Here is a 25,558-nt window from a genome sequence, read left to right on the forward strand (position 1 = left end):
TCTGGTCCCCGGGGCACCGGCTTGCCCAGCAGGGCCAGGAGCAGGGCCGCCTTGAAAAAGGCCCGGAGGAGGAGGTAGCTCCTCACGGCCCCACCTCCACGAAGCCCTCCCGAAGGTAGGCGGCCCGGAAGAGGTCCAGAGCCGCCCTTCCCGCCCTTGGGCCGAAGCTACCCAGGTAGAGGTCGTCCATGGCCACCACCTTTCGCTTCTGGCCCGCTGGAGTCTGGGCTACACCGGGGAGCTTCAAGAGACCTTCCAGCCCCCCCACGCTCGCGAGGCCTCGGCTGAAGACCACGATCACCTCGGGTCGTGCCGCCACCACGCTTTCGGCCGTCATGGGCTGGCACTCCCGGATGCCCTTGGCGGCGTTCTCCAGGCCCGCAAGCTCCATCATCCCCACCGGGGTGCTCCCCTCGCCGCACACGAAGGTGGTCCCCGGGCCCCGAAGGTAGAGGAAGAGGGCCCGGAGCTTGCCCTTGGGCTTTTGCTGGGCCTGGAAGGCCCGCAGGGCCAGGAGGTCCCGCTCCAGGGCCCGCACCAGGGCCTCCCCTTGCTCCTCCCGCCCCACCGCCTGGGCCACGGTGCGGATCTTGGCCTTGGCCCCTTCCACGCTGGGCGTTACGGGCACCAGGACCACGGCCACCCCTGCCCTCTCCAGCTGCTCCACCACCTCCTTAGGCCGCACGTCCTCCCGCCCGATCGCCAGGGTGGGCTTGAGGGAAAGGATCCCTTCGGCGGAGAGGCGGAACTGGTAGCCCACGCTGGGAAGCTTTTGGGCCTGGGGAGGGTAGTAGCTGGAGTCGTCCCGGCCCACCACCTTCTCCCCCACCCCGAGGGCGAAGAGGATCTCGGTAGTAATCCCGTCCAGGCTGACGATGCGCTCCGTGGAGCGCACCTCCACCGCCTTTCCCCGGGCGTCCACCACCCGGTAGGGTTGGGCCGAGGCCAAGGCGCTAAGGATCCCTAGGAACAGGAGAAGCCTTTTCATCTTTTCACCTCCACTTGCTCAAGCCTCAGGACCAGAACCCCTAGGTCCTCCCCTTCCGCCACCACCTCGCGTTCTACGGGGAGCCAGTAAGGGCCTGTCTTCGCGTACTCGTCCCGAAACCTCTCCACTTTAAGAAGGTGCCCTTGAGGATTCCGGTGAACCAGGAAAAAGCGATGGGGGAGGAGCTTGTCTCCGGCCTTTCGCCAGGTTTCCATGTGGATGCGGAAAGAGCCTTCGGGAAGGTGGCGTTCGATGAGGTGGAGCCTTCCCTCTTTTACCCAGACCCGGGAGCGGAAAGGGTCCTCCAGGGCGATGCCCGTGCCCAATGGGCCCTCGGCGAAGAGGCGCATGGGGTAACGCCCTTCCCCTTCCTCAAAGGGGACGGGGCGGCGGTGCCCGAGGAGGGAGGCGAGCTCCCTTTGCGCGAGCAAGCGAATTTCCTCGGGAAGGTGGAGGACCTCGGGGGCGAAGCCTTCGGCCTCTAAGGTCCCCACGTACCAGACGCCGTTCAGACAGACGTTCAGATGGGCCCGGAAGCCGGGGAAGTCGGGCGGGAGGACGTAAACCCTTTCCCGGGCCCGCTTCAGAAGGACCCAGGCAGGCGGGGCCTCAACCATCCTTTCCCTCCGAGTCCAGGACCACCTCAAAGGCCTCCAGCCTGTTCGGCCCCAGGAAGGCCTCCTTGGGGAGGGTGCCGCTTCGGGCGTGCCCCTCCTTGAAGGCGGGGCTTTCCGTCCAGGCCCGGAAGGCCTCCTCGCTCTCCCAGAGGGTCATGACGATGTAGGGGTCCCCCGGGTTCTTGGGCCTCAAGACCAGGTTGCGGATAAACCCCGGCATCCGGTCCACGAGCCGGGCCCGGGTGCGGAAAATCTCTTCGAAGGCCTCCGCGTACTCGGGTTTGACGGGGATGCGGTTCATGGTCACGAACACGGCGCACCTCCTTAGGGGGGAAAGTATAGGGGTTCAGGGGAGAATGTCAAGTGTTCCGATCGGATTTTGTCAGTATCAGAAACGATAATCCTTCGCAAAAGGCCCCCTCTCCTCATCCGAGGAGAGGGGGCCTGGTCCTTTCTCCCTAAGACTCGCAGGCCTGGCAGGAGAGGAGGAGGTCCCGGCTGTAGGCCTGGGCCACGCTCTGGCTGAACTGGTAGTAGAGGGCCTTGAGGCCCGAGCGCCAGGCGTGGAGAACCAGGGCGTTCACGTCCTTGGGCGGGGCCTCCGGGTGGATCACAAGGTTCAGGGACTGCCCCTGGTCAATGTGCTTCTGCCTCGAGGCCGCCAGGTTCACCAGGGTCATCTGCGAGATTTCGGCGAAGGTCTTGAACACCGCCTTTTCCTCATCGGTGAGGAAGTCCAGGTGCTGCACGGAACCGTTGTGCTCCAGGATGCTCCGCCAGACCTTTTCCTCGTCCTTGCCCTTTTCCCTCAGCACCTCCTCCAGGAAGGGGTTCTTGAAGGGGACGCGGGCTTTCTGTAGGTCCTTCAGGTAGTAGTTGCTGGTGTAGGGCTCTATGGAGGGGGAGACCTGGCCCAGGATGAAGGCGCTGGACTTGGTGGGGGCGATGGCGAGGAGGGTGGCGTTGCGCCGTTCCTTAAGCTCCCCCACCCCGGCGAGCTCGTCCTCGGGGTGCCGCTTCCTCAGCCACCTCGAGGCCTCCTCGGCCCGCTCCCGGATGGTCTTGAAGATCTCGGCGTTTCTCCGGAAGGCCTCGGGGCTTTCCAGGGGGATCCGCTGCGACTGGAGGTAGCTATGCCAGCCCAGGACCCCGAGGCCGATGGCCCGGTAACGCTTGGCGAAGCGCACCGCCCGCTCCATGTAGGGGATGCCCTCCGCCTTCTCAATGAAGTCGTCCAGCACGGAGTCCAGGAAAATGACCAGGGTCTCCACCGCGTCCGTGTCCTTCCACTCCTCGTAGTGGAGGAGGTTCAGGGAGGAGAGGCAGCAGACGAAGCTCTCCTCCTCCGAGGAGGGGAGCATGATCTCCGTGCAGAGGTTGCTGGCCCAGATGGTCTTGCCCAAGGCGCGGAAGACCTCGGGGGCCTTTCGGTTGGCGTTGTCCCGGAAGAAGAGGTAGGGGATGCCCACCTCGGCCCGGCTCTTCAGGATCTTGGCCCAGCGGGCCCGCTTCTCCCCGTCCCCGGCGATCATCTCCTCAAGCCAGCGGTCCCCCACGCTCACCCCCCAGAAGAGGGACTGCACCGGGGAGTGTTCCCGCTGGATGGAAAGCCACTCCTCGAGGTCGGGGTGCTCCACGTCCAGGTAGGCGGCGCACTGGCCCCTGCGGGTGGAGCCCTGGTTGAAAACCTCAATCACCCGGTCAAAGAGGGAGGCGAAGGCGAAGGAGCCATTGCTCTCCCCGTTGTCCCGGATGGGGGCCCCCCGGGGGCGGAGCCTCCCCAGGTAGAGGGAGGTTCCGCCTCCCTGCTTGCTCATCATCCCCACCTCGGCCACCGCTCTCAGGATGGAGGCGGTGTCGTCCTCCACGTAGGTGCCGTAGCAGGAGATGGGAAGGCCCCGCCTGAGGCCGTAGTTGGCCCAGATGGGGGTGGCGAGGGAGTACCAGCCCCGGGCCATGTACTCAAGGAACTTGCGGCCAAACCCTTCCACCTTCGTAAGGGCCTCGGCCCGCTGGGCGATCTCCTTCACCCGCTCCTCCACGCTCACCCCGGGCAGCAGGTAACCCCGGCGCATGTAGAGACGGGTGTGCTCGTTGGCCCAGTACCAGGGCTCGTAGGTCCGCTTGGTCTTGGTCATGCCTCCTCCTCAGAAAAGCTCCTCCGGATCAAAGCTTTGTACCCTGCGCGCGTAGGCCACGCTCCGCTTGTTGAAGAAGTCCACCTCCTTGTCGGCGAGGAGCTCCAGGGTGAACCACTCCGTGTCCCGAAGCCTGGTCCGGTCCACGGGGAAGGCTTCGGGGAGCCCATGGAGGGCGAGGACCTCGTTGTAGCGCCCCTTGAGGAACTCCAGGGTCTCCCCGTGGCCCACCAGGGCGGGCTCCCCCGCGGAGAAGAGCCAGTCCAGCAAGGCCTCCTCCGCCCGGAAAAGTCCCTCGGCGAGGCGCAGGGCCTCCTCCTGAAACCCCTCGCCGAAGGCCTCGGGGTGCTCCGCCCGGAGGAGGCGGAGGAGCTCCACCCCAAAGAGGCCGTGGATGTTCTCCTCCTTGCTGGTGGCCTCGATGGCGTTGGAGATCCCTTTATAGCGGTTGCCGCGGCGGTTTAGGGCCATGAGGACGTAGAACTGGGAAAAGAGGGAGACGTGTTCCGTGAAGGCGGAGAAGAGGAAAAGGGCGAGGGCGTACTCCCGCAGGTCCTTCCCCTGGGCGCGCCGAAGGGCTTCTCCCAGGGCCTGGGCCCGCTCCCGGAGGGGGCTCGCCTCCTCCAGGGCCCGCCCGAAGGCCTCCTCCAACCCCAAAAGCTCCAGGAGGTGGGCGTAGGCGTTGGCGTGCCGCACCTCGCTCTCGGCGAAGGTGAGGCCCACCTCGGCGATCTCGGGCTTGGGAAAGCGGTCGTAGACCCGGGCCCAGAAGAGCTTGACGGCGAGCTCCACCTGGGCGATGGCGAGGAGGGCCCGCTCCACCAGGGAGCGCTCCTTCTCGTCGGCCAGGGCGTGGTCCTGGAGGTCGGACTGGAAGCTGAACTCCGTGTGCACCCAGTAGCTGTGCCGGATGGCGTCCCGGAAGCGGAGGAGCCCTGGGTACTCGTAGGGGCGGTAGGCGAGCCTAGGCGCCGTGAGGGGCACGGGCCTCACCTCCTTCCAGGGGAGGCACCGGGCTCGGCCTCCCCCTCTCGTCCACCGCCACCAGGACGAACCCGCCCCGGGCGGCCAGGTAGGCCTCCTCGCCTTCCTTCACCGGCTCCACCCACATCTCCACCTCCACCCGCATGGAGGTGCGCCCCACCTCCTTGACCCGGGCCACCAGCTCCACGATGGCCCCCAGGGGGACGGGGCGCTTGAAGTCCACGGCGTCCGCGTGCACCGTCACCACCTTCTTGCGCGCGTGGCGCGTGGCGGCCACAAAGGCCGCCTGGTCCATCCAGGCCAGAACCGTTCCGCCAAACAGGGTTCCGTAGTGGTTGGTCTCCCCGGGGAAGACGGGGTAGACCATGCGCGTCTCCCGCATAGCGCCTCCTTGGGCGGGAAAGGACTTCCTAGAGCCGAGGGGCCTCTTTCGGGCGCTGGGCCCGTAGCAGGTTTTGGGGGATTAGGTTAAGGTCCCACGGGTCTCACCACCTTCACCCTTGCCTCGAGGGCTACGGGGCAGGGCCGCGAAGCGGGTACTCGGGCTTCCGGCCGGGGCGGAGGGCGCGACGCTTGGGCCGGTTACCGTTGCGGGACAGCGCCGGACTTCCACCGGACTTCCCCCACCGCCTTTGGGCGTCCAGGCCTGTCGGCCTGGCATCGCGGCCAGGACACCCTAAGTCTTGGGCGTCCTGCCCAAGACCCTACCACAGGTTGGGGGAGGGGTCAAGGGCGAGGGGGGGCCTCGAGGCCCCCCTTCTCGGCCCCTCAGGCTAAGTGCCCGCGCCTTGATTTCGCCACATGGGACGCCGGAAGAGGGGCTTTGCGAAGGCTCTTTTGGGGCCCCCGCTCTGGCGCAAGCCAGAGCGGGGTACTTAGAGGCTGTTGTAAAAGTCTGGTATGCTCGGAGGGCAGCTCTCCGTAGAGCATACCCCAGCAATTTGACGGACGAGGAGTGGGTCCTCCTGGAGCCCCTCATCCCCGCCCCCAAGCCCGGCGGCCGCCCCGCCAAGGTGACGAGGAGGGCGATCGGCAAACCACGCTTCCCGTGACCAACGCCATCCGGAAGGTGTTTCCCTAAAGGGAGAGCACGTTCCGCCCTGGAAAACGGCATCAAGCGGCGGGCTACGCCCCAGGACCTGCCCCACTGGTCCCCAAGACCGAGAACGAGAGGGGAGACGCGCTTGAACATGCGCCTTCGGCGTGACCCCCTAGCGTTTGGGTGAGGGATAGCCAGTCCGTCAAGACCACGGAAAAAGGGGGCCCCGAGGGAACGACGGGGCGAAAAAGTCAAGGGCAGAAAGCTTGGGGACGGGCTTTTCCTTTTGGCCCCAGTGCGGAAGCTGTTTGTGGACTGGGGGTACCGGTGGACTGGGGGTACCGGGGCCTCAAGGGGCTCGCTTCTTCCCTGGGGCTGGAGCTTGAGGTGGTGGCCCCTCCCTACGCGGGGGTGCGAGGGGTCTGGGTGCGGGAGGGGGAAGAGGCGCCGGAGCTTCCGCGGGAGAGGGGGTTCAAGCCCTTGCCCAAGCGGTGGGTGGTGGAGCGGACCTTTGCCTGGCTTGGGCGGAACCGGCGGTTGTCCAAGGACTACGGTCAGCCGTCAGGCTACCTTGTGCAAAATCCTCGGGTGAGCGAGGCCTGGGTGTATCTGGGCATGCTTCGCTTGTTGGTGAAGCGGCTGGCCCGAGCCGCGTAGCTGGCCGTGGAGGGGTTTTACGACAGCCTCTGATAAGTGGGAAACAAAGAAACTCAACTTTTTGGTATACTGAAACCATGGAGCTGGCCAAGCTCAGCCGCAAGGGCCAACTCTCCATTCCCAAGCGCCTCCTCAAGGCCTTGGGCGTGGAGGGGGAGGCCTACTTCCTGGTGGAGCTTGCTCCCGAGGGGGGGCTTCTCCTGCGCCCCGCCGGGGTCTACCCCTTAGAGGTCTACACAGAAGAGCGCCTCCAGGAACTTCTGGCCGAAGACACCCTCACCGAGGAGGAGCGCGGCCGCCTTGCCGCCCTCGCCCATTAGGCTCCGCCGCCTCTTCCTGGACGCCAACGTCCTCTTCGCCGCCTGCTGGCAAGAGGGGAGGGCGCGAGCCCTTTTGGAGCTGGCGCCCAAGGCCAAGGTTCTCCTCCTCACCTCCCCCCACGCCCTGGAGGAAGCCCGGCGCAACCTGGAGGCCAAGCGGCCCGAGGCCCTGGACTGCCTCCAGGGGATACAGGGACGGGTGCGGACGGTCCCCGAGGCCCCGATGGCGTTGGTGCGGAAAGCGCTGGCGGAAGGCCTGCCCCTTAAGGATGCCCCCATCCTGGCAGCTGCCTGGAGCGCCGGCGCCGAGGCCCTGGTGACTGGGGACCGGCGCCACTTTGGGCACCTCATGGGGAGGAGGGTAAGGGGGCTCTGGGTGGTTTCGCTGGCGGAAGCCCTGGCGGGGGTGATGGACCTCTTGGAGGGCAAGGGTTAGGGGAAAAGGCCTCAAGGGCCTTGCAACAGGAGGGTCACGGCCGAAGGCCGTATCTTGCAGATGGCGAGGGTCAGGAGCTCGGCCAGGGTAGTCTTCTGGTGCTTTTGCTTTGGGGGGAGCTTGAAGCCCTGGGCCTCCAGGGCTTTCAGTTCGTCATCCACCCAGACGTAGGTAGCCACGAGGGTCAGCTCCGAAGCCGACATTCCGCACCCCTCGTTCCTTGGCCTCATAAGAAATCCCCCTGATCCATTCCCTCAGCATCCTCCCGGCCACCAGTGAAAGAGGGTATGGCTCCGAATCAGGCCCGGTTGGGTCTGCAGGTAGGCGCACCGGGCCTCCACCCTCGCCCAAAGCTCCTCCTCCGTCTCCACCCGCCCGTTGGCCACCACCGCGTCCACCAGGGGCCACACCCGCTCCACGGGTTGGAGCTCGGGAGAGTGATCCAGCCCCCTAAACTTAGACACTTTCACCCTGCCTCCCATGTGATGTCCTGTGTGCTTTGCCCCAGCGCCTCCTCCATCGCCTCCCTCGGCGTCCGATAACCGAGCCCCGAGTGCAGCCGGCTCTCGTGGTAGTAGCGTAGGCGCTCCTTCACCACCTCCTTTAGCTCCCCAAGGCTTCTGGCCTCCAAAAACTGGTCTCCTCCCTCCCCCTTGAACCGGGCAAAAAAGCTCTCCACCCCAGGGTTTCCCTTAGCCCCCATCAGGCTGTAGGAAAGCCGCTGCCCGTCCCTGAGAAGAAGCGTCCCCACCCAGTCGTGGCTCAGGAAAGGTCCCCCCTGGTCATGGTGCACCAGGGCCCTGGGGAACCTCCCCACCTGGGCCTGGAGAAAGGTCTTGGCCTCCTCCCACGCCTCCAGGGCCAGCTCCGCCGAGGGAGAAGGCCCTAAACCCCAGGCCACCACCGTCCGCGTCCTGTGGGGAACGTAGCCGCCAAGGCGGCTGACCCAGGATGGGCACGAACCAGGCCTTCCCTCCCCGGTAGGGCAGGAGGGTGAAGTCGGTGTACAAGAGCTCAAAGGGCTCCGGTTCCCTCTGCCTGAGAAGGGAGGCCCTCAAGTCTGCTCTGTCCCCGGCCAGGAGGACGATCTGCAGCAGGGGGTTGGGCTTGGGCCTCCGAACGGTGCGCTTCAGGGAGAGGTGGAAGTCCTGCAGTAGGCGGTGGACCCGTTTGTGGTTGACCAGAATGCCCTTTCTGTGGAGCTCCTTGGTGACCCGGCGGTAGCCGTACTCGGGGTGCTCCAGCAAGACCTCTTCGATGGCCCTCTTGAGGCGGAGGTCTTCCTCCTCCCTTTTCCTGTCCGCCCCAAGCTAGGCTTCGCCTGACCCACCTTCTGCTTCCGGTAGTAGTACCAGGTGGCCCGGGGGATCTCCAGAGCGCTGATTCTCCCCCTTGATGGCCTCCAGAGCTGCTTGAAACTTAACCTGTGGGGGTACCGCTTTGGGCTTCTTCACTAACCTCCCGGATGGGGTCATCCTACATCAAAGTTGGCGTCTAGTCTAGGGGGTCCACATCCTTCATCCCCAGCAAGCGGGTCTACTTCCACGGCCTCAAGCTCCACCTCCTGGTGGACGACGGGAAGTTCATCCACGAGGTGAACCTGACCCCGGGAAGCCTTCATGACCTCGCCTCCCTTCTCCTCCTTCCCCTGGACCTTCCCGAGGGGGCGGAGCTCTACCTGGACCGGGGGTACGAGAGCCATCTGTACGAGGACCTTCTTCGGGAGGCGCAGGGGGTTGCTCCCATGGTCATCCGCAGGAGGAACAGTCGGCGGTACCTCCCTTGGATGCAGTACCTGGCCATCGTGGGGCGGAGGGTGGTGGAGACGGTGGGGGGGATGCTTCACGCCATGTTTCCCAGGCGCATCCACGCCGTGACTCAGGAGGGCTTTGTCATCAAGGTCCTCACCTTCGTCCTGGCCCATAACATCAGTCTCCTGGCCCAGAAGATGGCTGGGTAGCAACTTGGGTGATAGTAGTCCCCACGCACGTGGGGATGGACCAACGCTAGAAGGCCCGCACCTCCACCCCCGCCTCTTCCAGGGCCTTCCGCACCGCCCTCGCCACCTCGGGGGCGTTGGGGTTGTCCCCGTGGATGCAAAGCGTCTCGGCCCGCACCTCCACCTCTCCGCCGTCTAAGGCCTCCACCTTCCCCTCCAGCACCATGCGCAAGGCCCTCCGGGCCGCCTCCTTGGGGTCGGTGATCCAGGAACCCGGCATGGAGCGGGGGGCGAGCTGGCCGTTTCGCAGGTAGGCCCTTTCAGGGAAGGCCTCGAGGACCACCCTTAGCCCCGCCTTCCGCGCCTCCTCCTCGTACACCGTCCCCGGGAGGACCACGAGGGGAAGCCCCGGGTCAAAGGCCTTCACCGCCAGGGCGATGGCCCTCGCCGTCTCCCGGTCCTTGCAGGCCTTGAGGTAAAGCGCCCCGTGGGGCTTGACGTGGTGGAGGGGAAGGCCCTCCGCCCTAAGGAAGGCGGAGAGGGCCCCCACCTGGTAGAGCACGTCGGCGTAGACTTCCTCCGGGGAAAGGGCCATCTCCCTTCGGCCAAAGCCCACGAGGTCGGGAAAGCCCGGGTGGGCCCCCACGGCCACGCCGTGGGCCTTGGCCAGGCGCACCGCCTCCAGGATCCGGCCCGGGCTTCCCCCGTGGAAGCCGCAGGCCAGGTTGGCCGAGGTGACCAGGGGGAAGATCTCCTGGTCATGGCCGTAGGCGAAGGGCCCGTAGGACTCGCCCGCGTCCGCGTTCAGGTCCACCGTCATGCCGCCTCCTTTCAAAGTTTAAGCGTCACCTTGGCCCCGTGGGGGAGGGCGACCTCCAGGCAGGCCTCGCCCTCGGGAAGGAAGCGGCCCCCCTCGCGCCGCAAGGGGACGTCGTGCCCCGGAAAGAGCCTGGGGAAGCCCCAAAGGCGCTCCCGGCTCTTGAGGGCCGCCTCCGGGTCCAGGCAGGGAGGGGCCGGCGGGCCCTCGAGGTCAAAGCGGCTCTTCACGGCATCGCTTACCAAGACGCCTACCCCCTTTACGGCCAGACCCAAAAGCCCCGGGGTGTGGCCGGGAAGGCGGAGCAGGGAAAGCCCCGCCGCCAAAGGCCCCTCCAGAACGGCGGTAAGCCGGGAAAGGGCCTTGGGCAGGTGGGCGAGGCAGGCGGGGTCCAGCCTGGGGTCCTTGGCCACCCGCTCGGCGTGGCGGAGCTCCGCCTCGTGGACGTAGACCTCGGCCCAGGGGAAGAGGTCGGCGTTGGCCGCGTGGTCAAAGTGGAGGTGGCTCAGGACCACCCCTGTCACGTCCAAGGGGGAGACGCCCAGGGCCTCGAGGCGGGCGTACAGCCCCTCCCGCTCCCCGAAGCCCAGGGTGTCGTAGAGGAGAAGCCTTGGCCCCACCACCAGGTAGGCGCCGGAAAGCCCCAGGTAGCCCCGGTGGCTCCTGCCCGGAAACCCGGTGTAGACGGGGACCACCTCCACGCCTACCCTCCCGTCATCGTCCGGGGAAGCCAGGTGGCGAGCCCCGGGAAGGCCACCAGGAGGGCCACCATGAGGAGGAGCACGCCCATGAAGGGCAGGCTGTAGCGGGCGATGCGGAAAAGGTCTTCCCCGCTCAAGGACTGGAGGACGAAGAGGTTGAACCCCACGGGCGGGGTGATCTGGGCGAGCTCCACCATGATGACCAGGTACACCCCGAACCACAGAGGGTCCACCCCGATGGCCTTGACCACGGGCAGGATGACGCTGATGGTGAGGACCACGATGGAGATGCCGTCCAAGAACCAGCCCAGGACGATGTAGACCAGGCTTAGGAAAAGGATGAGGAGCAGGGGAGTGATCCCCGCCTCCACCGCCCAGGCGGCCAGGGCTCTGGGAATGCCGGTGAAGCCCATGGCCAGGGTGAGCACCCCGGCCCCCGCCAGGATGAGGCCGATCATGCTCGTGGTGCGCACCGCCCCGAGAAGGCTTTGGCGGAAGGTGTCCAGGGAAAGCTCCCGGTTTAGGGCGGCGAGGAAAAGCGCCCCCACCACCCCGATGGCCGCCGCCTCCGTGGGGGTGGCCACCCCCAGGTAGATGGAGCCCAGGACCAAGAGGATCAGGAAGAGGATGGGAAGGACGCCCAACAGGCTCTTCAAGGCCTCCCCGAGGGGCTTAGGGGGTTCCTGGGGGAGTTCGCCCCGGCGGGCCAGGGCGAGGAGGGCCAGGAGGAGCATGAAGAGCAGGGTGAGGACCACCCCCGGCACCACCCCGGCCATGAAGAGCCGGGCCACGGAGACCTCGGCCATCACCCCGTAGACGATCATGACGACGCTCGGGGGGATGAGGAAGCCCAAGGTGCCCGCCCCCGCCAAGGAGCCCAGGGCCAAGGGCTTGGGGTAACCCCGGCGCAGGAGTTCGGGCAGGGTGAAGCGGCCCACGGTGGCGGTGGTGGCCGCCGAGGAGCCGATGACCGCGGCGAAGAGGGCGCTGGCCACCACGTTCACGTGGAGGAGCCCCCCGGGCAGGCGGGAGAGAAGGGGGCTTAAGCCTTGGAAAAGCCCCTGGGCCAGCCGGGAGCGGTAGAGGATCTCCCCCATCCAGACGAAGAGGGGCAGGGCGGCTAGGCTAAAGCCCGAGGTGCTGGTCCAAAGGGCGGTGGCCAGGTTGGGCCCCGGAGGGGCGGAGGTGAGGAAGGCGAGACCGAAGAGGCCCACGAGAAGGAGGGCCAGGCCCACGTAGACCCCGAGGGCGAGGAGCAGGAAGAGGCCGAGGACCAGGAGGAGGCCCGCCTCGAGGAGGCTCACGGGGCCACCCCCTTCAGGGCCCGGAGGAAGGCCTCGAGGAGGGCCAGGGCGAAGAAGGTGAGGCCTAGGGCCAGGAAGGTTTGGGGAAGCCAGAGGGGTAGGGGCAAGAGCCCCGGGGCCAGGTCGCCGAAGCGGTAGCTTTCCCCCACCCTAAGCCAGGCTTGAAGGCCCGCGTAAAGGGCGGCCAGGAGGCCAAGGCCAAGGCTCAGGCTCTCGGCCACGCGCCTCGGCCCCGGGGGAAGCCGCCTGAGGAGGAGCCCCACCCGGATGTGCCCCCCTGCCCGCAGGGTGGGAGCCAGGCCCAGGAAGATGAGCCCGGCGGTGGCGAAGCCCGCCATCTCCAGGGCGGAGGGCACCACGAAGCCCAGGTACCGCCCCGCCACCTGGGCTAGGATGACCAGGAGGATGAAGAGGCCCATGAGGGCGGCGAGAAGTTCGGCCAGGCGAAAGGCCGCCCCCAGGGCCTTTTCCCAAAGGCTCATCGCCCGAGGTAGCGGCGGTAGACCTGGACCCCCGTGGCCCCCACCTGCCGCTGCCACTCCAGGATCATGGTCTGGCCCACCTTCTTGAGGTCGGCCATGAGGGCGGCCGAGGGCTTGACCACCTGCATGCCCCGGGCGGCGAGGGTCTGGATGGCCTTCTCCTCCTGCTCCTGGCTCAGGCGCCAGCCCCGTTCCTCGGCCCGCCTGGCCGCCTGGAGGAGGGCTTCCCGGTCCTGAGGGGAGAGGCTTTCAAAGGCCCGGCGCCCCACCACCACCATGTTCTTGGGAATCCAAGCCTTGAGGTCGTAGAAGTAGCGGGCGAAGTCCCAGGCCTGGCTGTCCACCCCGGTGACGGGGGAGGTGATCATGGCCTCCACGATGCCCGTGGCGAAGGCCTGGGGGATGTCGGCGGCCTCTACCTGGACCGGGGTCATGCCCAAAAGCTCCGCCAGCCGGGCCGTGGCGGGGTTGTAGGCGCGGAAGCGCGTGCCCTTGAGGTCCTGGGCGGTGTTCACCGGCCGCTTGGTGTACAGGCCCTGGGGGGGGCCAGGGCACGGCGTAGAGAAAGACCACGCCCCTTTGGGCCAGCCACTTCTCCACCTCGGGCCGCTGGGCCTGGTAAAGCCTCCGCGCCTCCTCGTAGCTGGTGGCCACGAAGGGGATGGAGTCCAGGTTGAAGAGGGGGTTTTCGTTGGCAAGGAGGGACATGAGCACCTCCCCCATCTGCACCTGGCCGTTCCGCACCGCGGGCAGGATCTGCGGGTGGGGGAAGAGGGAGCCCCCGGGGTGGACGGTGATCCTGACCCTGCCCCCCGTGGCCTCCTCCACCTCCTTGACGAACTGCAGGATGTTTTGGGTGTGGAAGTTCCCGGGGGGATAGGGGGTGGCCATGTTCCAGGTCTGGGCCAGGGCGCCCAGGGCCAGGAGGGATAAAGCCGTCGCGAGCCGCTTCATTCCCAACCTCCCTTTCTTCTTCCCGATCTTACCTGAGGTTTTGCAGGGCCCGGTTCACGAACTCGTTGGTGTAGGTGCGCTTGAGGTCTATCCGGGCCTGGGCCACCTTGGGGTCAAAGGCCGAGAGGACCGTGAGGGGCCTTAAGGGCGCGGTGTCGCTGAACCGCCCTGTGGGGGAGAAGGACTCCAGGGAGTTGCGGAGCACCTTCAGGTAGAGGTCCCGGTCCCCCAGGAAGTACTCCTCGGGGAGGATCTGGGCGATCTCCTCGGGGCTTTTCCCCTGCATCCAGCGGAGGCCCCGCACCATGGCGTTCACCAGCCTTTGGGCGGTGTCGGGGTTCCTCTCCAGCCAGGCCCGGGTGGTGTAGAGGACCGCCGCCGGGTACTCGCCCCCCAGGACCTCCCGGGTGCCCTTGGTGGTGCGGGTGTCCGCCAGGACCTTGAGGAGGCCCCGTTCCTCCAGGAGGGTGATGGCGGGCTCCACGTTGGAGATGGCGTCCACCTGCTTGTTCTGCACCGCGGCCACCGCCTGGGCGCCCACGGAAACGCCGATGACGGAGACGTCCGTGGGCTTGAGGCCGTTTTTGACCAGGAGGTAGTTGAGGAAGAAGTGGGTGGAGCTCCCTGGGGCGGTGACCCCGACCTTTTTCCCCTTCAGGTCGGCCACGCTCCTCACCTGGTCCGCCAGGTCCGCCCGCACCCCCAGCACGATGGCGGGGTAGCGCCCCACCTGCACGAAGGCCACGATGTCCCGGCCCTGGGCCTGCATCTGGATGGTGTGGTCGTAGAAGCCCATGACCACCTCCACGCTCCCCCCCACCAGGGCCTGGAGGGCGCGGGAGCCCGCCTGGAGGTCCTGGATCACCACGTCCAGGCCCTCGTCCTTGAAGTAGCCCAGGCGCTCCACCACGGTGAGGGGCAGGTAGACCACCGCGGTCTTCCCGCCCACGCCCAGGACCACCCGCTTCTGGGCGAAGCCGAAGGCCAAGAGCACCAGCAAAAGCCCGATCCAGATCCGCTTCATGCCGTACCTCCTTCCCGTTCCTTGGGCCGCCACACGAGGAGCCGCCTCTCCACCGCCCCCACCAGGGCGTCCAGCACCAGGACGAAGGCCATGAGGACCACCATCCCGGCGAAGACTCCGGTGGTGTCAAAGACCCCCTCCGCCTGGGCGATGAGGTAGCCGAGGCCCGCGGCGCTCCCCAGGTACTCCCCCACCACGGCCCCGATGACGGCGAAGCCGATGGAGGTCCTCAGGGAACTGAAGATCCAGCTCGCCGCCGCGGGGAGGTAGACGTGGCGCAGGAGGTGGGAGCGCCTCGCCCCGAGGAGCCTGGCGTTCTGCAGGACCACGGGGGGCACCTCCTTCACCCCCTGGTAGGTGTTGAAGAAGGCCACGAAGAAGACCAGGGTGATGCCCAGGGCCACCTTGGAGAGGATCCCGAGGCCGAACCAGAGGGTGAAGATGGGGGCGAGGACCACCCGGGGGATGGCGTTCAGGGCCTTGATGTAGGGGTCCAGGACCGCCGCAGGCCCCGGGGCCAGGGCGAGCCAAAGCCCCAGGGCCACGCCGAGGAGGGTGCCCAGGGCGAAGGCCAGGAGCATCTCCACCGTGGTCACGTAGAGGTGGGGGTAGATCTCCCCGGTGGCGAACCAGCGGAAGACCCTGGAGGCGATCTCCGAGGGGTAGGAGAAGAAGAAGGGGTCAATGCGGCCCGTCCTCGAGGCCCACTCCCAGAGGAGGAGGAGGCCCAAAAGGAGCCCCCCTTGCCAGAGCCTCACCCTAAGCCCCCGCATGGGCCCGCATCACCTCCCCTCGCAAAAGCTCCCAGATCTCCCGGTGGAGCCGGAGAAACTCCGGGGTGAGCCGCACCTCGGCCACGTCCCTCGGCCTCGGGAGGGGGATGGGGAAGTCCCCGATGGGCCGGGAGCGGGGCCCCGCGGCCATCACCACCACCCGGTCGGAGAGGGCGATGGCCTCCTCCAGGTCGTGGGTGACGAAGAGGACGGTCTTCCGGTCCTCCTGCCAAAGCCTTAGGAGCTCGTTCTCCATAAGCTGCCGCGTCTGCACGTCCAGGGCGGAGAAGGGCTCGTCCATGAGGAGGAGCTTGGGGCCGGCGATGAGCACCTGGGCGAGGCCCACCCGCTTCCTCTGCCCCCCGGAGAGCTGGTGGGGGAAGCGCTGGGCGAAGCGCTCCAGGCCCACCTTGGCAAGCCAGGCCCGGGCCCGCTCCCGCGCCTCCCCCCAAGGGGTGCCCCGGAAGACCAGGGGCAGGGCCACGTTGTCCAAGGCGGTCTTCCAGGGGAGGATGGCGTCCTGCTGGAAGAGGTAGCCCGCCAGGGGGTTGAGCCCCTTGAGGGGCCTCCCCGCCACCCACACCTCCCCTTCGCTTGGGGAAAGGAGGCCCGCGGCTACGTTCAGGAGGGTGCTCTTGCCGCACCCCGTGGGCCCCACCAGGCTCACGAACTCCCCCTCGGCGACCCGGAGGGAGACGCCTTCCACGGCCACGTAGTCCCCGAAGGCCACGCTCAGCCTGCGGAACTCCAGGAAGCTCATCCGTAGTACTCCGGGTTGGGCTTGAAGCCGAGGCTGTTGAGGAGCCGGTTGGTGAAGTTGAACATGGCGGCCACCTCGGCGGCCTCGAGGATGGCCTCGTCCGAGAGGCCCGCCTCCCTAAGGGGCTTCAGGTCCTCCTCGGTCATCTCGTGGTGGCGGTGGGTCACCTTGAGGGCGAACTCCACCAGGGCCCGCATCCTCGGGGGCATCTCCGCCCGGCGGGGGTTGGCCGCCAGGACCTCGGGGAGGATGGGGTCCCCGGTGAGGTCCTTCAGGTAGCGCTTGTGGCTCGCCACGCAGTACTCGCAGCGGTTCTCCCCGCTGACGGCCACCGCCATGGCCTCCTTTTCCTCCCGGCTCAGGAGGCCCTCCCCCCGCATCAGGGCGTCGTAGTAGCGGAACCAGAGGAGGAAGCGGGGGCTTAGGGCGAAGGCGCGGGCCACGTTGGGCACGAAGCCCGTCTTCTCAAGGAAGCGGGCGAAGAGCGCCCGCACCTCTTCGGAAAGCTCCCCTTCCTCCGGCACCCGGAGCCAGGAGATCACCATACGGCCACCGCCCGCACCGGGCCGCCGGAGGCCTTCTGGTGCTTGGGCCCGCCCACGAAGATCAGGGCCCCGGAGGGGGGCACCTGGGCCAGGTTGGCCAGGTTCTCCAGGCCGTACTTCCCCGCCCCGAGGACGGTGACGTGGGTCTTGAAGTCCTTGGAGGGGCCGAAGTCCAGGGAGAGGGTGTCCACCCCGAGGCCCACGATCTCCCGCTCCCGCACCAAAAACTCCGCCGCCTCGGGGGAGAAGCCGGGGAAGTGGAGGGTGCCGGAGGCGTCCTGGTTGAGGAAGGCCTTGGGGTCCTTCCACCTGGCCTCCCAGCCGGAGTGCATGGCCACGAAGGCCCCCTTGGGCAGGCGGCCGTACCGCCTCTCGTAGGCCAGGAGGTCGTCCGGCGTCACCTGGGCGTCGGGGTCCTTGGCCGCCTTCTCGTGGATGTGGATCACCGCCAGGGGGGCGATGAGGACGCCCACGGGAAGCTTCTCCGCCGTGGGGGCCCCCTCCACGAAGTGGGCGGGGGCGTCCATGTGGGTGCCGGAGTGCTCCCAGAGGTCCAGGCGGTTCCCGTAGTAGCCGTTTTGCCGCACCGTGACCAGGGTGGTGATGCGCATGGGCTCCGCCCCGGGGAAGAGGGGGATCTCCGGGGTGAGCTCGTGGGTGAGGTCCACCGCGCGGCTGAAGGCCTTCCCGGGAACCTGGGCCTGGGCCAAGGCCGCCCCCGCGAGCGCGGCGAGGCCCGAGGCCAGGAAGCGCCTGCGGGAAAGGGAGCGGGCCACCTGCTCCATCACCAGGGGTGCGCACATGGTTGCCTCCTTTTTCTTAGGAGAACGTACCACGTTCCCGCATACGTTTGCAAGCGGAGGGCCGGACTTGCGAGAATCTTCCCCCGGCCCGGGAGGCCTAGGCGGGCCCTCGAGGCGGGCCCACCCGCTCCCGCCCGGCGTAGACGTTCATCCGCCCCGGGCGCAGGAAGCCCACCAGGGTGAGGCCGTAGGCCTGGGCCAGGGCCACGGCCAGGCTCGTGGGGGCGGAGACGGCGCAGAAGACGGGGATGCCCGCCGCCACCGCCTTCACCAGGAGCTCGTACCCCGCCCGGCCGCTCACCAGGAGGATGTGGTCGTGGAGGGGGAGCTTCCCCCGAAGGAAGGCCCAGCCGATGAGCTTGTCCAGGGCGTTGTGCCGGCCCACGTCCTCCCGCAAGGCGACGAGCCGCCCCTCCCGGTCAAAGAGGGCGGCGGCGTGGAGGCCCCCGGTGGCGCGGAAGAGGCGCTGGGCCTCCCCCAGGCGCTCGGGCAGGGCGAGGAGGAGGTCGGGGTCCACCGCCAGGGGCGGGGGAGGGGAGAGGCCGAGCCTTTCCGGGTCGGGGAGGGCCTCCCGGCCGCAGGCCCCGCAGGCGGCGGTGAGGGCGAGGTGGCGCCTGGGCGGGGGCGGGAGGGGGTGGCGCAGGAAGACCTGGATGACCCCTTCCCGCGCCTCAAGGGGAAGGCTTCCCTCCGCGCAGGGGGCGATGGCGAGGACCTCCTTGGGGTCTTGGAGGAGGCCTTCGGTGTAGAGGAGGCCCGCGGCGAGCTCCGCGTCCTGCCCCGGGGTGCGGAGGACCACCCCCAGGGAGGCCACCTCGTCCCGGTAGCGCAGCCGGATCTCCAGGGGGGCCTCCACGGCCACCTCGTCCCGGACCTCCCGCCACCGGCCCCCCTCGAGGCGGGCCACCCGGACCCTGGCCTTCCCCCTCATGGCCGGAGCGGGGAAGGGGCCTCCGCCTCCCCCCGCCGCACGTGGGCGAGGATCTCCTTGTAGGCCGGGATGTGGGCCAGGGGGGAGCGGGCCTTGGGGTCCACCAGGACGTTTCCCTCAGGCCAGTGGACCTCCAGGGTGCCCTCCTTGACCTCCGCCAAGTAGACCCGGCCGGCGTAGCGGCCGAAGGCGTTTTCCAGCACCACCGGGTCCCCGGGCTTCAGGCCCAGGCGGGCGGCGTCCTTGGGGTTCATGTAGACCGCGTCCCGGAAGGCCCCGGTGAGAGGGTCCTGGTCCTCGTGGACCATGGAGTTGAACTGCTTCCCCCGGCGGGTGACCACGCGGAAGGCCCCCTCGGGGACCTCCTTTTGGGGCAGGGGCACGGGGCGGAAGTGGGCCTTCCCGTCGGGGGTGGGGAAGCGCCAGCCCTCGCAGAGGCGCCTCCCCCCGTACTGGAACTGGTCCCCCTTGGCCTTGAGGCGCTGGATCCCCTCGTAAAGGGGGATGACCCGGGCGATCTCCTCGCGGACCTCGGCGGTGGAGGCGAAGCGGAAGCGGTCCTTGAGCTCGGGGCGCAGGCGGTGGACGAGCTCCTGGAAGACCTCCCACTCGGGCCGCGCCTCCGGGGGCCTCGGGCCCGGGATCTCGGGGCTGAAGATCACGCGCCTTTCCGTGCTGGTCTCCGTGACCCCGCCCGGGACCTCGTAGCGGGTGGTGGCGGGGAGGAGGAGGACGCACTCCCCGGGCTCCAGGAGCATCTGGCTGGAGAGGACGATGTCCTGGTGGACCCTGAGGGGGACGCGCCCCAAGGCCTCCTCCACGGCCTCAGGGTCGGGCATGACCTCGCGGAAGTCTCCCCCGATGGCCCACAGGACCCCGAGCCTCCCCTCGAGGGCCCGGTCCAGGGCCTCCGGGGTGGTGAGGCCGGGGCGGTCCGGGACGGGGAAGCCCCAGAGCTCGGCAAGCCTCCGGGCGTTCTCCGGGTTCACGGGAAGCCCCCCGGGGAAGGCGGTGGCGTAGGCCCCCATCTCCGCCCCCCCTTGGACCCCGGAGTGGCCGCGGATGGGCATGAGGCCGCACCCCTCCCGCCCCACGAAGCCCTTGAGGAGGGCGAGGTTGACGATGGCCCGCACGTTGTCCTCCCCGTGGGTGTGCTGGGTGATCCCCATCCCCCAGACGAAGACGGCCCGCTCCGCCCGGCCCACCATCTCGGCGAAGGCCCGCATCTCCTCGCGGGAGACGCCCGCCGCCTTTTCCAGCTCGGCGAAGGGGATGGCCTTGAGGAAGGCCTTGTACTCCTCAAAGCCCGCGGTGTGGGCCCGGATGAACCCGGGGTCCACCCAGCCCTCTTCCAGCATCCACTTGGCCGCCCCGTGGAGGAAGGCGATGTCCCCGCCGGGGAGGATCTGGAAGAAGCGGTCGGCAATCCTCGTGCCGAAGAGGGCGCTTTCCAGGTCCGAGGGCACGAAGTAGCGCTCCATCCCGGGCTCCCGGTAGGGGTTCACCACCGCCACCTTGGTCCCCGCCTTTTTGGCGTGGTAGAGGTACTTCATCATCACCGGCTGGTTGTTGGCCACGTTGGAGCCCAGGAAGACCACCAGGTCGGTGCCGATGAGGTCGGTGTAGCTGCAGGTGGTGGCCGCCACCCCGAGGGCCTCCTTGAGGACCACGGTGGAGGGGGAGTGGCAGACGCGGGCGGCGTTGTCCACGTGGTTGCACCCCAGGGCCCGCACCGCCTTTTGCACCACGTAGTAGGTCTCGTTGGGCACGCCCCGGCTCGTGAGGTAGAAGAAGGCCCCCTCGGGGAGGTGGCGCCTGAGGTACTCCGCGGCAAGCCCCAGGGCCTCGTCCCAGGAGACGCGCCGGAAGCCCCTTTCCCCCTTCCGCCGGAGCATGGGGTAGGGGAGGCGGCCGAGGCGCCGGAGCTCCCGGCTCCTCCTCCCCTTCAGGGCCTCCACGTCCTCCAGCACCTTGGGGTCCAGGGGGGCAGGGTGTTTAGGCGGAGGAGGCGCAGGCGCACGTTGCAGAGGTGGACCCCGTGGAGGGTCCAGTCCTCGAGGCCCGAGGTCCCGAGGGCGCAGCCGTCGCAGACCCCGTCCCTGAGGATCCGCCAGGCGTAGGGGAGGTTGTCCCGGTTCTCCCAAAGGGCCCGAAAGACCTCGTAGAAGTTCTCCAGGTGGGTGAAGGGGATGCGGCTCGCCCAAAGCTCCGGGGCAAGGCCCCGCTTTAGGGGGCGCACGTACGCCTTGGGCGAGCTCCAAAACGGGTTCAACCAGGCCATGGCCACCTCCTTGGGTTCCTCGAGGCCAGCGTAACGCCGGGGGCGGAGGCGGGCAAGGGCGGAGGCCACGCCGAGGGATAATGGGGGCATGCGCGCCGCAAGCCTTGTGCCCTCGGGGACCCTTCTGCTCCGCGCCCTCGGTGTGGAGCCCGTGGGGGTGAGCCACAGCTGCCCCAACCCCACGGGGCTTCCCGTCCTCACGGAAAGCCTCATCCCCGAGGGCCTCTCCCAGGAGGAGACCGACCGGAGGGTGCGGGAGGCCTACGCCCGGGGGCTTTCCCTCTATCGGGTGCGCACGGAGCGCCTCCAGGCCCTCGCCCCCGACCTCCTCGTGATCCAGGAGGTGTGCGAGGTTTGCGCCCCCACGCCGGCGGAGGTGGGGCAGGCTCTGGCCTTCCTCCCAAAGCGGCCTCAGGTGGTGGCCCTTCAGGGGACGCGCCTTGCGGACCTGTTCCGTGACCTCGCCCGGCTGGGGGTAAGATCGTCTAGAGCTCACCCCTCAAGGATACCACCCTTTTACGACAGCCTCTGAGGCGCCCGGGCAGGCGGTAATGGACCACCAAGGGGGGTCCCGGGACTCCTCCATGCGGACCACGGGCTCCGAGGCGAGGCCAAGGCGGCCCTTCCTCCTACGAGATCTGCGTCCGGGACCCGGGCGTGATTGGTTCCTTCTCCCCCCCCGGACAACCTGGCGGTCGCCTAGGCGGGTGCGGGTGGAGCCCCTCGAGGCCCTTCCCGGCCACTTCCAAAACTGGCTCCAGGGACGGGTCTAGACCCTGGCCTGGTTCTAGGCGGAGGACGGGCCCTTTGTGGTAGCGTAGCCCGGGATGGGACCCTTGGAGGAGCTCCTCTTCCTCGGCACCCTCATGGCCCTTGGGGCCTTCAGCATAGACGTCATGCTCCCCGCCCTCGAGGCCACCGCCCACCGCTACGGCACGAGCCCCACGGCGGCCCAGCTCGTGGTGGGCCTCTACTTCCTGGGCTTTGCCCTGGGCCAGCTCCTCTGGGGCCCCCTCATGGACGCCCTGGGGCGGAGGAGGGTCCTTAGGGGGGCGCTCCTCGGCTTCAGCCTCGCGGCCCTGGCCACCGTGGCCGCCCCGGGCTTTTCCCTCCTCCTCGCGGCCCGGCTCGTCCAGGGTTTCTTCGCCGCGAGCTTCCGCATCGGTGTCACCGCCAGCGTCCGCGACCGCTACCGCGGGGAGGCCATGGCCCGGCGCCTCTCCTACGCCCTCCTCGTCCTCATGGTGGCCCCCGTCCTGGCCCCGGCCCTGGGGGTGGCCCTCCTCGCCCTGGGCCCCTGGGCGCCCTACGCCCTCCCCGCCCTCCTCGGCTTTCTCGCCCTCCTCTGGAGCGGGCGCTTCCCCGAGACCCTCCCCGAGGAGGCGCGCCGCCCCCTGCGCCTCGCCTCCTTGGGGGAAGGGGTCCTCCTCGTCCTCAGGGACCGGAGGGCGGGGTTTTACGCCCTGGCCCTGGGGGGCGTCTTCGGCATCCTCTACGCCTACCTGGCGGCCTCGGCGGAGCTCTACAAGGCCCACCTCGGCCTTTCCAACCCCGCCTTCGCCCTGGCCTTTGGGGCCACGGGGCTCGCCCTCGCCGGGGCGAACCTCTTGGGGCCCAGGGCTGTGGCCCGCCTCGGCCTCGGGAGGGCCCTCAGGCTGGCCGTGGGGGCTCTTTTGCTCCTCCTCCTCTTCCTCCCCCTCCACGCCCTGGCCCCAAGGCCTTTTCCCTTCTGGCTCCACCTCACCCTGGTCCTTCTCCTCGTGGCCTTCACCTTTCCCAACGCCCAGGCCCGGGCCCTGGAGGGGCTGGGGAGGGTGGCGGGCCTTGCGGCGAGCTTCACCGGCTTTCTCTCCACCCTCCTCGCCGCCCTCCTCGGCACCCTGGTGGGCCAGGCCTCGGGCGGGGCACCCTTCCCCTTCAGCCTCGGCCTCCTGGGCCTTGGGGCCCTGGCCTTCGCCGGGGTGTTCCTCGCGGAGGCTAGCCCTCTTTGTGGATCTCCTCCACCAGGCGGGCCAGGCGGTTCACCCCCAGGTTCAGCTCCTCCAGGAGGAGGAGGAGGTCCAGGTGGGTGAGGGTGGAGGCTCGGGTCTCCACCCGGTCGCGGAGCCTATGGAGGTGGGCCTCCCTCGAGGCCTCCACCTCGGCGAGGACCTCCGGGTACTCGGCGAGCACCCTCTCCGCCAGGGCCCGGTTCCCCGTGGCCAGGGCCGTGAGGGCCCGCTCCAGGCGAGCGAGGGTCCGCCCCACGATCCGGGCGAGCTCCGCCTTCCCCTCGGGGCTGAAGGTGACCCCCTGGGTCCAGAGCCTTTCCGCCTTGCGCAGGGCCCGTTTGGCCAGGTCCCCCAGGTGCTCCAGCTCGCTCGCCGCCTTGAGGAGGGGGAGGGCGGGGGTGTCCTGGGGGAGCTTGGCCACGTAGACCAGGACCTCCCGGCTCAGCCGGTCCACCTTTTCCTCCAGGGGCAAGAGTTCGGCCTCGCGCCCCGTTTCCTGGACCAGGGCCTTCAGAACCGCTTCCAGCATGTGCCGGGCGGCGTCCCCGATGCGGGCGAGCTCCCTCAGGGCGAGCCCCTGGGCGAGGAGGGGGTCGTTGAGGGCCTCGGGGCGGAGGTACTTGGGGGCGAGGGGCTTGGGGCTTGGGGCCAGGCGGTCGGCGAGCCTCACCCAGAGGGGGTAGGCGAGGGGGAAGGTGAGGAAGGCGAGGGCGTGGAAGCCCGCGTGGGCGGGGAAGACGCCCGGGTTCGGGGCGAGGAGCAGGGGGAGGGCGAGGGCGAGGCGGTGGGAAAGGAGGACGAGGCCGAGGCGGAGGCTTTCCGGGGTGGGGCGGAGGAGGACGGGCCCCGTGCACCCCACACCCCCGCCCAGGACCAAGGCGAGGGTCCCCTCGAGCCCCACCCCCTCCCCGGCGAGGCCCAGGGCGAGGAGGGCCACCAGGTTCGCCGAGCCCACGGCGAAGGCCAGGAGAAGCCCAGCGAGGAAGAGGGCCAGGGGGGGAAGGCTTCCCAGCCACGCCCCCGCCCCCAAGGCCTCCCCCCGGGCGAGGTCCAGGCCCAGGAAGAGGAGGCCGAGGCCGAAGAGGAGGCGGTTCGCCCCCTGGCCCCGCTTGAGGACCTCGAGGGCCAAGGCCAGGCTCAGGGCCGCGAAGGCCAGGGTGCGGTTTCCCAGGCCCGCCACGGCCACGAGGACCGTGGCCCCCAGGGTGCCCCCAAGGGCGAGGAGGGCGGCCTCGTATAGGGGCAGGACCCCCACCTGCAGGAGGCCCCTCCCCAGGAGGCTGAGCCCGGTGCCGCTCCCCGAGGCCGCCCCGAGGAGGAGGGCGGCCAGCCCCAGGGGAAAGCCCCTAAGGCGGGAGAGGAGCCGCCTCCCCGAGGGGCCCACGAGCCCGCCCGCCCCCTCGGTGACGAGGAGGGTGCCGAGGTAGAGGAGGGCGAGGACCCCGAGGAGGGCCACCTCACCCTCCCAGGGGAAGGAGGACCTCGGGCCGATCCCCGATGAGGCCGTCTAGGCCCAGGGCGAGGAGGCGCCTGGCCTCCCCTTCCTCGTTCACCGTCCAGGCCACCACAAAAAGCCCCCGCTTTCGCCACCCTGCCACGGCCTCCTCCGTGACGAGGGCGTGGTGGGGGTGGACGGCCTCCACCCCGAGGCAGGGGAGGAGGGTGGAGTGGTCCTCGGCCATGAGGAAGCCCAAGGGGAGGCCGGGGGCCGCCTTCTTGAGGGCGAGGAGGGCGAGGGGGTCAAAGCTGGAGACCCACACCCCCTCCCGCCCCCGGAGGAGGGCGGCGAGGCGGCGCGCCGCCTCTTCCCCGAGGCCGGGGAAGGACTTGAGCTCCACGTTGAAGAGGGCCTGGGGAAAGGCTTCTTTGAGGGCGAGGACCTCTTCCAGGCGGGGCAGGTCGGGTTCTCGGGCCTTGAGGTCGGCGTAGTCCACCTGGAAGACGGGGCCCAAGGGGGTATCCGGGTCGTGGCGGACGGCGAAGACCCCGTCCCGGGTGGGCCAGACGTCCAGCTCCACCCCGTCCAGGCCGGCCTCGAGGGCCAGCCGGAAGCTTTCCAGGGTGTTCTCCTTGGCCTTCAGGGGGGCGCCCCGGTGGCCGAGGCGAAGCGGTCTTTTGCGGAAGGCGGTCATTCTCGCTTCCTCCGGAGGGGGCCGCCCGAGCGGCAGACCCGCTTTCCATGCTAAGTCCCCCGCTGTGGCGAGGGCCCCAAGACCTCGTCCTCCCAGAGCATTTTTGCGTAAACTTCGGGAAGGGGGAAAGCCGTGGCGTTTGTTTTGGCTTTGGACCAAGGCACCACCAGCAGCCGGGCCCTCCTCTTCACCCTGGAGGGGAGGCCCGTGGCGGTGGCCCAGCGGGAGTTCCGGCAGCTTTACCCGAAGCCCGGGTGGGTGGAGCACGACCCCCTGGAGCTCTGGGAGACCACCCTCCTTGCGGCGCGGGAGGCCCTTGGGAAGGCCGGGGTGGAGGCAGGGGAGGTGTTGGCCCTGGGGATCACCAACCAGCGGGAAACCACCCTCGTCTGGGACCGGAGTACGGGGAAGCCCCTCCATAACGCCATCGTCTGGCAGGACCGGAGGACGGCCCCCCTGTGCGAGGCCTTGAGGGAAAGGGGCCTCGAGCCCTTGTTCCGGGAGAGGACCGGGCTGCTTCTGGACCCCTACTTCTCGGGGACGAAGCTCCTTTGGCTCCTAGAGAACGTGCCCGGGCTAAGGGAGAAGGCCAAGCGGGGGGAGGTCCTCTTCGGCACCGTGGACGCCTGGCTCATCTGGAACCTCACGGGGGGGAAGGTCCACGCCACCGACCCCACGAACGCGAGCCGCACCCTCCTCTTCAACCTCCACACCCTCGCCTGGGACCCCGAGCTTCTTGAGGTCCTGGGGATCCCCGCCGCCCTCCTCCCGGAGGTGCGGCCCTCGGACGGGGACTTCGGGGAAACCCTCCCCGGGCTCCTGGGGGCCTCCATTCCCATCCGGGGGGTCTTGGGGGACCAGCAAGCGGCCCTCTTCGGCCAGGGGGCCTTGGGGGAGGGGGAGGGGAAGTGCACCTACGGCACCGGGGCCTTCCTCCTGAGC

Annotated in this window: 29 protein-coding genes, 4 pseudogenes and 1 riboswitch; of the genes and pseudogenes, 7 read left to right on the plus strand and 26 right to left on the minus strand. The window is 68.9% G+C overall.

Annotation, left to right across the window (positions count from 1 at the left end):
- Positions 1-82: 82 nt before the first annotated feature.
- From TthTMY_RS04065 to TthTMY_RS04090, 6 genes are all read right to left on the minus strand, one after another.
- A complete protein-coding gene (locus TthTMY_RS04065) occupies positions 83-988 on the minus strand; it encodes a heme/hemin ABC transporter substrate-binding protein (protein ID WP_096412749.1) in 906 nt (301 codons plus the stop codon).
- Positions 985-1,605, minus strand: coding sequence for a DUF3386 family protein (locus tag TthTMY_RS04070; RefSeq protein ID WP_096412752.1), 621 nt, complete (start codon positions 1,603-1,605; stop codon positions 985-987). Before TthTMY_RS04070 ends, TthTMY_RS04065 begins: the two co-directional genes overlap by 4 nt.
- The gene (locus TthTMY_RS04075) at positions 1,598-1,918 is read right to left on the minus strand and encodes an antibiotic biosynthesis monooxygenase family protein (RefSeq protein ID WP_096412755.1); all 321 of its coding nucleotides are present in this window, start codon (positions 1,916-1,918) and stop codon (positions 1,598-1,600) included. The genes TthTMY_RS04070 and TthTMY_RS04075 overlap by 8 nt, the downstream gene beginning before the upstream one ends.
- Positions 1,919-2,063: 145 nt before the next feature.
- On the minus strand, positions 2,064-3,743 hold the full coding sequence (locus TthTMY_RS04080) for a ribonucleoside-diphosphate reductase subunit alpha (RefSeq protein ID WP_096412757.1): 1,680 nt from the start codon (positions 3,741-3,743) through the stop codon (positions 2,064-2,066).
- A gap of 9 nt (positions 3,744-3,752) precedes the next feature.
- Complete coding sequence (locus TthTMY_RS04085) at positions 3,753-4,727, minus strand: ribonucleotide-diphosphate reductase subunit beta (RefSeq protein WP_096412760.1); 975 nt, start codon at positions 4,725-4,727, stop codon at positions 3,753-3,755.
- The gene (locus tag TthTMY_RS04090) at positions 4,708-5,109 is read right to left on the minus strand and encodes an acyl-CoA thioesterase (RefSeq protein ID WP_096412763.1); all 402 of its coding nucleotides are present in this window, start codon (positions 5,107-5,109) and stop codon (positions 4,708-4,710) included. Before TthTMY_RS04090 ends, TthTMY_RS04085 begins: the two co-directional genes overlap by 20 nt.
- Positions 5,110-5,261: 152 nt before the next feature.
- Positions 5,262-5,351, minus strand: a riboswitch (cobalamin riboswitch).
- Between the two features lie 742 nt (positions 5,352-6,093).
- On the opposite strand from TthTMY_RS04090, the gene TthTMY_RS11935 reads away from it, so the two are divergent.
- The 3 genes from TthTMY_RS11935 to TthTMY_RS04110 all read left to right on the plus strand — a co-directional run bounded on the left by TthTMY_RS11935 (position 6,094) and on the right by TthTMY_RS04110 (position 7,179).
- Entirely contained in the window at positions 6,094-6,423 is a 330-nt protein-coding gene (locus TthTMY_RS11935; protein WP_157745831.1) for a transposase, read from the plus strand.
- A 77-nt stretch (positions 6,424-6,500) separates the two neighbouring features.
- Positions 6,501-6,743, plus strand: a complete 243-nt coding sequence (locus TthTMY_RS04105; protein ID WP_096412768.1) for an AbrB/MazE/SpoVT family DNA-binding domain-containing protein — start codon at positions 6,501-6,503, stop codon at positions 6,741-6,743.
- A complete protein-coding gene (locus tag TthTMY_RS04110; protein WP_096412770.1) occupies positions 6,724-7,179 on the plus strand; it encodes a PIN domain-containing protein in 456 nt (151 codons plus the stop codon). The genes TthTMY_RS04105 and TthTMY_RS04110 overlap by 20 nt, the downstream gene beginning before the upstream one ends.
- Positions 7,180-7,196: 17 nt before the next feature.
- Here the strand turns inward: TthTMY_RS04110 and TthTMY_RS04115 are convergent.
- The 4 genes and pseudogenes from TthTMY_RS04115 to TthTMY_RS04130 form a co-directional block, all read right to left on the minus strand.
- Positions 7,197-7,409 (minus strand): annotated as a pseudogene (locus tag TthTMY_RS04115) (hypothetical protein); the annotation flags it as partial.
- Between the two features lie 24 nt (positions 7,410-7,433).
- Complete coding sequence (locus TthTMY_RS04120; RefSeq protein ID WP_223903439.1) at positions 7,434-7,643, minus strand: hypothetical protein; 210 nt, start codon at positions 7,641-7,643, stop codon at positions 7,434-7,436.
- 2 nt (positions 7,644-7,645) lie between these two features.
- Entirely contained in the window at positions 7,646-7,972 is a 327-nt protein-coding gene (locus TthTMY_RS04125) for an integrase core domain-containing protein (protein ID WP_157745837.1), read from the minus strand.
- On the minus strand, positions 7,962-8,426 hold the full coding sequence (locus tag TthTMY_RS04130; protein WP_157745789.1) for an IS3 family transposase: 465 nt from the start codon (positions 8,424-8,426) through the stop codon (positions 7,962-7,964). The genes TthTMY_RS04125 and TthTMY_RS04130 overlap by 11 nt, the downstream gene beginning before the upstream one ends.
- 269 nt (positions 8,427-8,695) lie before the next feature.
- Here TthTMY_RS04130 and TthTMY_RS04135 point away from each other — a divergent pair.
- Positions 8,696-9,139 (plus strand): annotated as a pseudogene (locus tag TthTMY_RS04135) (transposase); the annotation flags it as partial.
- A 46-nt stretch (positions 9,140-9,185) separates the two neighbouring features.
- Here the strand turns inward: TthTMY_RS04135 and TthTMY_RS04140 are convergent.
- The 14 genes and pseudogenes from TthTMY_RS04140 to TthTMY_RS04200 form a co-directional block, all read right to left on the minus strand.
- Positions 9,186-9,938 carry a LamB/YcsF family protein gene (locus TthTMY_RS04140; RefSeq protein ID WP_096412778.1) on the minus strand — a complete coding sequence of 251 codons (753 nt, stop codon included), beginning with the start codon at positions 9,936-9,938 and terminating at the stop codon, positions 9,186-9,188.
- An 11-nt stretch (positions 9,939-9,949) separates the two neighbouring features.
- On the minus strand, positions 9,950-10,636 hold the full coding sequence (locus TthTMY_RS04145; protein WP_096412781.1) for an MBL fold metallo-hydrolase: 687 nt from the start codon (positions 10,634-10,636) through the stop codon (positions 9,950-9,952).
- A 2-nt stretch (positions 10,637-10,638) separates the two neighbouring features.
- The gene (locus TthTMY_RS04150; protein WP_096412785.1) at positions 10,639-11,940 is read right to left on the minus strand and encodes a TRAP transporter large permease; all 1,302 of its coding nucleotides are present in this window, start codon (positions 11,938-11,940) and stop codon (positions 10,639-10,641) included.
- The gene (locus TthTMY_RS04155; protein WP_096412789.1) at positions 11,937-12,422 is read right to left on the minus strand and encodes a TRAP transporter small permease; all 486 of its coding nucleotides are present in this window, start codon (positions 12,420-12,422) and stop codon (positions 11,937-11,939) included. The genes TthTMY_RS04150 and TthTMY_RS04155 overlap by 4 nt, the downstream gene beginning before the upstream one ends.
- Positions 12,419-12,937, minus strand: a complete 519-nt coding sequence (dctP, locus tag TthTMY_RS11815; RefSeq protein ID WP_267873996.1) for a TRAP transporter substrate-binding protein DctP — start codon at positions 12,935-12,937, stop codon at positions 12,419-12,421. The genes TthTMY_RS04155 and dctP overlap by 4 nt, the downstream gene beginning before the upstream one ends.
- Positions 12,938-13,043: 106 nt before the next feature.
- Positions 13,044-13,376: pseudogene (locus TthTMY_RS11820) on the minus strand (C4-dicarboxylate ABC transporter substrate-binding protein); the annotation flags it as partial.
- 28 nt (positions 13,377-13,404) lie between these two features.
- A complete protein-coding gene (locus TthTMY_RS04165; RefSeq protein ID WP_223903440.1) occupies positions 13,405-14,400 on the minus strand; it encodes an ABC transporter substrate-binding protein in 996 nt (331 codons plus the stop codon).
- Positions 14,397-15,173 (minus strand): ABC transporter permease, encoded by a 777-nt coding sequence (locus TthTMY_RS04170; RefSeq protein WP_223903441.1) that lies wholly within the window; start codon positions 15,171-15,173, stop codon positions 14,397-14,399. Before TthTMY_RS04170 ends, TthTMY_RS04165 begins: the two co-directional genes overlap by 4 nt.
- Positions 15,160-15,933, minus strand: coding sequence for an ABC transporter ATP-binding protein (locus tag TthTMY_RS04175; protein WP_223903442.1), 774 nt, complete (start codon positions 15,931-15,933; stop codon positions 15,160-15,162). Before TthTMY_RS04175 ends, TthTMY_RS04170 begins: the two co-directional genes overlap by 14 nt.
- Positions 15,930-16,478 (minus strand): peroxidase-related enzyme, encoded by a 549-nt coding sequence (locus tag TthTMY_RS04180; protein ID WP_223903443.1) that lies wholly within the window; start codon positions 16,476-16,478, stop codon positions 15,930-15,932. The genes TthTMY_RS04175 and TthTMY_RS04180 overlap by 4 nt, the downstream gene beginning before the upstream one ends.
- Positions 16,472-17,281: a cyclase family protein gene (locus TthTMY_RS04185; protein ID WP_223903444.1), complete on the minus strand. Its 810-nt coding sequence runs from the start codon at positions 17,279-17,281 to the stop codon at positions 16,472-16,474. The genes TthTMY_RS04180 and TthTMY_RS04185 overlap by 7 nt, the downstream gene beginning before the upstream one ends.
- Positions 17,282-17,378: 97 nt before the next feature.
- On the minus strand, positions 17,379-18,212 hold the full coding sequence (fdhD, locus tag TthTMY_RS04190; protein ID WP_223903445.1) for a formate dehydrogenase accessory sulfurtransferase FdhD: 834 nt from the start codon (positions 18,210-18,212) through the stop codon (positions 17,379-17,381).
- The gene (locus TthTMY_RS04195) at positions 18,209-20,170 is read right to left on the minus strand and encodes an FdhF/YdeP family oxidoreductase (protein ID WP_229365147.1); all 1,962 of its coding nucleotides are present in this window, start codon (positions 20,168-20,170) and stop codon (positions 18,209-18,211) included. The genes fdhD and TthTMY_RS04195 overlap by 4 nt, the downstream gene beginning before the upstream one ends.
- Positions 20,158-20,562 carry a hypothetical protein gene (locus TthTMY_RS04200; RefSeq protein ID WP_223903447.1) on the minus strand — a complete coding sequence of 135 codons (405 nt, stop codon included), beginning with the start codon at positions 20,560-20,562 and terminating at the stop codon, positions 20,158-20,160. The genes TthTMY_RS04195 and TthTMY_RS04200 overlap by 13 nt, the downstream gene beginning before the upstream one ends.
- A gap of 19 nt (positions 20,563-20,581) precedes the next feature.
- Between TthTMY_RS04200 and TthTMY_RS04205 the strand changes: the two genes are divergently transcribed.
- Positions 20,582-21,025: a hypothetical protein gene (locus TthTMY_RS04205; protein WP_223903448.1), complete on the plus strand. Its 444-nt coding sequence runs from the start codon at positions 20,582-20,584 to the stop codon at positions 21,023-21,025.
- Between the two features lie 295 nt (positions 21,026-21,320).
- A complete protein-coding gene (locus TthTMY_RS04210; protein WP_223903449.1) occupies positions 21,321-22,565 on the plus strand; it encodes a multidrug effflux MFS transporter in 1,245 nt (414 codons plus the stop codon).
- Here the strand turns inward: TthTMY_RS04210 and TthTMY_RS04215 are convergent.
- A complete protein-coding gene (locus TthTMY_RS04215; protein WP_223903450.1) occupies positions 22,471-23,940 on the minus strand; it encodes a PhoU domain-containing protein in 1,470 nt (489 codons plus the stop codon). The two genes, TthTMY_RS04210 and TthTMY_RS04215, sit on opposite strands and share 95 nt — an antisense overlap.
- A gap of 1 nt (position 23,941) precedes the next feature.
- Positions 23,942-24,616: a glycerophosphodiester phosphodiesterase gene (locus tag TthTMY_RS04220; protein WP_223903451.1), complete on the minus strand. Its 675-nt coding sequence runs from the start codon at positions 24,614-24,616 to the stop codon at positions 23,942-23,944.
- 132 nt (positions 24,617-24,748) lie between these two features.
- Here TthTMY_RS04220 and TthTMY_RS04225 point away from each other — a divergent pair.
- Positions 24,749-25,555: pseudogene (locus TthTMY_RS04225) on the plus strand (FGGY family carbohydrate kinase); the annotation flags it as partial.
- Positions 25,556-25,558: the final 3 nt, after the last annotated feature.

Origin of the sequence: Thermus thermophilus (genome assembly GCF_019974155.1) — a bacterium.
Classification (GTDB): domain Bacteria; phylum Deinococcota; class Deinococci; order Deinococcales; family Thermaceae; genus Thermus; species Thermus thermophilus_C.

Excerpts from the sequence above, each read along its gene's own strand:
- TthTMY_RS04205 (WP_223903448.1), top strand. The coding sequence starts at position 20,582 with ATGCGCGCCGCAAGCCTTGTGCCCTCGGGGACCCTTCTGCTCCGCGCC.
- TthTMY_RS04090 (WP_096412763.1), bottom strand. The coding sequence starts at position 5,109 with ATGCGGGAGACGCGCATGGTCTACCCCGTCTTCCCCGGGGAGACCAAC.
- TthTMY_RS04140 (WP_096412778.1), bottom strand. The coding sequence starts at position 9,938 with ATGACGGTGGACCTGAACGCGGACGCGGGCGAGTCCTACGGGCCCTTC.
- TthTMY_RS04155 (WP_096412789.1), bottom strand. The coding sequence starts at position 12,422 with ATGAGCCTTTGGGAAAAGGCCCTGGGGGCGGCCTTTCGCCTGGCCGAA.
- TthTMY_RS04175 (WP_223903442.1), bottom strand. The coding sequence starts at position 15,933 with ATGAGCTTCCTGGAGTTCCGCAGGCTGAGCGTGGCCTTCGGGGACTAC.
- TthTMY_RS04210 (WP_223903449.1), top strand. The coding sequence starts at position 21,321 with ATGGGACCCTTGGAGGAGCTCCTCTTCCTCGGCACCCTCATGGCCCTT.
- TthTMY_RS04185 (WP_223903444.1), bottom strand. The coding sequence starts at position 17,281 with ATGTGCGCACCCCTGGTGATGGAGCAGGTGGCCCGCTCCCTTTCCCGC.
- TthTMY_RS04080 (WP_096412757.1), bottom strand. The coding sequence starts at position 3,743 with ATGACCAAGACCAAGCGGACCTACGAGCCCTGGTACTGGGCCAACGAG.
- TthTMY_RS04070 (WP_096412752.1), bottom strand. The coding sequence starts at position 1,605 with ATGGTTGAGGCCCCGCCTGCCTGGGTCCTTCTGAAGCGGGCCCGGGAA.
- TthTMY_RS04165 (WP_223903440.1), bottom strand. The coding sequence starts at position 14,400 with ATGAAGCGGATCTGGATCGGGCTTTTGCTGGTGCTCTTGGCCTTCGGC.
- TthTMY_RS04220 (WP_223903451.1), bottom strand. The coding sequence starts at position 24,616 with ATGACCGCCTTCCGCAAAAGACCGCTTCGCCTCGGCCACCGGGGCGCC.
- TthTMY_RS04065 (WP_096412749.1), bottom strand. The coding sequence starts at position 988 with ATGAAAAGGCTTCTCCTGTTCCTAGGGATCCTTAGCGCCTTGGCCTCG.
- fdhD (WP_223903445.1), bottom strand. The coding sequence starts at position 18,212 with ATGAGGGGGAAGGCCAGGGTCCGGGTGGCCCGCCTCGAGGGGGGCCGG.
- TthTMY_RS04170 (WP_223903441.1), bottom strand. The coding sequence starts at position 15,173 with ATGCGGGGGCTTAGGGTGAGGCTCTGGCAAGGGGGGCTCCTTTTGGGC.
- TthTMY_RS04105 (WP_096412768.1), top strand. The coding sequence starts at position 6,501 with ATGGAGCTGGCCAAGCTCAGCCGCAAGGGCCAACTCTCCATTCCCAAG.
- TthTMY_RS04180 (WP_223903443.1), bottom strand. The coding sequence starts at position 16,478 with ATGGTGATCTCCTGGCTCCGGGTGCCGGAGGAAGGGGAGCTTTCCGAA.